The sequence below is a fragment of the Halohasta sp. A2 genome (assembly GCF_056175805.1).
Genome location: NZ_JAQFWV010000168.1, coordinates 1 through 1046 on the forward strand (window position 1 = coordinate 1; position 1046 = coordinate 1046).

The following is a 1046-nucleotide window of genomic DNA, read 5'->3' on the forward strand; positions in this document are numbered from 1 at the left end:
CGCTCTTATGTAGAGCTGTGGAATCCCCCTATAGCAAGGCAGTCGACGAGGAATTCGAACGATCCGCCGACGAGATTCACTGATCGAACGATACCAAAAGTGTGAGCGGCCTGCTCCAAGCCGTGCTTGGAGAGGCCGCGGAATTTCCGTAGCCACGGCTTGACGAGCGAAAATAAGCACTCAACCTGGTTGATGTGGATTCCCTCTGACGAGACGTACGTCTCGTCGTGAATCACGATCTTATGGTCGTGCTCCATCCGACGATAGGCTTGGAGACCGTCTGTCCAGACCTCTCCCAGCGGCTGGGAGAGGTCGGCTGTTTCCTCCATCACCGGCTCTAAATCGGTGTCGTAGGCGATACCGAGCTTCCCACGTATCACACGGAGCGAGTCGCGGCAGGCCGCGACGAGCGTCAGTTGATCGCCGTGACGCCCCTTCCAGCGTGTTCGCCCTGATCGAGACGACCCGCCGCGATGACGGCTGTCTCGCGGCGGGTCTTGGCCTTTGAACCCTGAACAGACCTTTCCTGACTCGTCGATTTGTGTTGGCCCAGAGATCGTGTGCTGGAACTGACTCCAGACGAGAGGGAAGCCACGGTGAACCGCGGCTTCCACCTCTCGGATCGCATAGAAGACCGTCTTATACGCACGATCTAGTATGACCTCGATATCCGAGATATTCAGCAAGGTATCTGCATAGAGCATGAACGCGAGAAGCACCTCTCCGCAGGAGAGGTGTTTCTCGTGAAACGGTGTCCCGTAGGTATAGACGGGCTTAAACGGGCAATTGCGACAGCAGACTCGGTCAGATGTTTCCCAAGTGTAGATGCTCGGATTGCCGCACCGAGGGCAGGTTGTACTCTCCCAGAACTGCTTGAGTCGCCGCTCGATGGCCGCATCGAGCGGCTCCGTGTTGATAGTGATCACGCCAAGATCGACGAGCTGGCGAAGCATCCGGCCGAAGGCTGGATCTGAGGAGGGCATATCTCCTCATTTGGGACCGTAGACCGTAGCTATAGGGACTTTCCACGTTTCTACATAAGAGCG

General features: G+C 56.9%; 1 protein-coding gene. It reads right to left on the reverse strand.

The features are described 5' to 3' along the window. Window positions 1-5: 5 nt before the first annotated feature. On the reverse strand, window positions 6-983 hold the full coding sequence (locus O2S87_RS18615) for an IS1595 family transposase (protein WP_475410214.1): 978 nt from the start codon (window positions 981-983) through the stop codon (window positions 6-8). Window positions 984-1046 lie beyond the last annotated feature (63 nt).

What these genes read in the sequence shown, in the direction of transcription:
- O2S87_RS18615 (WP_475410214.1), bottom strand. Translation starts at nt 983, where the DNA reads ATGCCCTCCTCAGATCCAGCCTTCGGCCGGATGCTTCGCCAGCTCGTC.